Here is a 2,392-nt window from a genome sequence, read left to right on the forward strand (position 1 = left end):
ACACTATCAGCAACAATATTGACTGCCCCTTGCGTAGAGATGAGACCATCAACATTCTCAAAACTGCCCACATTAATGTGCAAACCATCCCGCGCTAAAACATGCCCACCCTCATCATGTGTCGCGTTTTGTTGGACTGAATTTGTTGTTGCAGCGCCTTTATTGACAAAGGACGTGGCTGCAATGCTCATCTCACCAGCAAGAGCACTGAGAAGACCAGCCTCATTTTTTACATGACCAGCCCGTGTCTCTTTCAGCCCACCAATGGTGAAAGCCTCTTCAGCAATTATTCTGCCCTGTGTGTTGGTTAAATCACCATCACTGGATACCTCCATGGATTTTTGGGCGTAGATCAGCCCGCTATTGGTGACATTCCCTGACACATTGAGGGAAACATTCTCACCACTGGAACCAAGGACACCCGCATTGTCTAATTGCCCTGCAGACAAAACAAAAGCACCTCCACTTTGGAGGACCCCTTCGGATGTATTCTTCAGAAAGGCTCGTTGTGGATCGCCGCCTTCTTGTGCGCTTACCATCAAATGCAAATCATCGGTTGCAATAAAGGTCCCTTGATTGGTAAATGTACCGGCATGGGCATCGACACTCTCTCCGCGCATTGTGCCGCTATTGATGACCCCATCACGCACTTGAAGAGTAAGTGCCCCGCCTTGCACTTCTACATTACCCGCTTGGGTTAAAGCTATGGCGCTCAACGCCACATCATGAGCTAAAAGCGTACTGTCCGTGCGCGTTGTAAGCATGCCCCCAGCTGTCAGTGCAACCTTCTGCATGCTCATGATATCACCCTTTTGATCCAGTGCACCATGGGCATCCAGCGTTATCTCCCCATTAGACCAGACACTGCCTTCTTGGATAAGATCACCACTCTGGGCATAAAGGTCAACTTTTTGCTCTGCCACTAAGCGCGCGCGTGATGTAAGCGCTGCTGCTTCCACCAAAAGAGAGCCGCCGGTGCTATAATGTCCAGCGCCTATAGTGAGCCCATCATCGGCTTTCAGTACAATATTCCCCTTGGCACCAATATGGTTATTTAAAGCGGTGATTTGATTGGTTTTAATGGTCAGATCGCCAAGGGAAGACACCCCCGTCTGATTGTGGTCTTGCAAGCGATCCAGATCAATAGCCGCGGCATTGATCTGTAAAAGCGCACCGGCGGCTATTCGCCCACTGCCCGCCTCAACTTTTGTTGCTTGTAAATGTAAAGAGCCCATGGCGGACTGTTGGCCATCATTGCCAATGCCATTGGCCAACAGAGCATCAGAGCCAAGCTTAATCACATCGGCGTTCACATCAACATTGCCGCTTGCTGCAACCCGTGCATGTTCTGCTAACTCAACAGCGTGACGCGCTTTAAGCTCAACAGAATCTTCTGAAAACAATAAATCTTTTACATGCACGCTCTCGTGATGAGAATGCGCATGCACCGCACCTTTCGCACGGGCTTTAGCAAGCACCAGTTTGCCATCACTCGTCAATCTCATGGCGCCTGCATTGGCGACCATGTCTCCTCGCATCTTAACGCCAGCCCCTTTATCGTTGGCAAGCACGCGGATCTGACCCGCATACATCCCACCAAATTCGCTGGAATCAATTGCCAATTCCACCTCTTTGCCATCTGAGCCAAGAGACGTTGCTTCCCGTTTACTATAATCAAAATGATTACGCCCCGCGATAACAGCTAAATCCCCTTTAACTTGTAGGGGGCCCTCTACACTAATCTTGCGTGAAACAAGGTCAAAAACATCTAATGAACTCCCATCAGCACCACGAGTACCTATGGTGATATCTCCACCCTCAACACGCAAACCACTCAAAGCGCCATCCGCTCCAATAATCGGTTGTCCGGTCGATAAAGTCACCCTTGGTGTATTGATAAAGCCACAGCCCTGACAGGTAATCCCATTGGGGTTGGCGATAATAACATCCGCCATTTGCCCGTGTACTTCGCTCATGCCTTCAAGACGCGAGCGATTGACACTCACCACTTCATTGAGAATAACCTTTGCTGCACCGCTATAACGCAAATTGCCGTTGCCAGGCACCAATCCCCCAAGCTGTGAACGCGAAATCTCCTTAGTTGAATTGTTCAAAATCACGCCATGGCTATCAACATTGAAACTGTCATATTTGTTATGAGAAAGACCCTGTCCATTGGGGCGAACAATATCAATCAGCGGCACATCATTGCCGGCTTTCCCCACAGTGGGACGGAAAAGTGAGCCAACCCCCTCTGCCGCTTTAATCCCTTGTGCTTCTTGAACTGGGGGTCTTTGTGCACCAATTGCCTGTGCTTGTACTAACAAAGGTTGAAAGGCCAAGCTAAAACTTAAAACCAGTGAGAGCCCCTTATGAGCCCCTCGCTGCAAAA

At 49.4% G+C, this 2,392-nt stretch carries 1 protein-coding gene; it reads right to left on the reverse strand.

All coding sequences use genetic code 11. From position 1 onward, the window contains the following. Positions 1 to 2,392: filamentous hemagglutinin N-terminal domain-containing protein (locus tag PVV64_RS10240; protein ID WP_273760881.1), on the reverse strand; the 2,392-nt coding region annotated here is incomplete at both ends.

The organism is Bartonella sp. ML70XJBT.G, from assembly GCF_028618575.1.
Taxonomy (GTDB): Bacteria; Pseudomonadota; Alphaproteobacteria; order Rhizobiales; family Rhizobiaceae; genus Bartonella.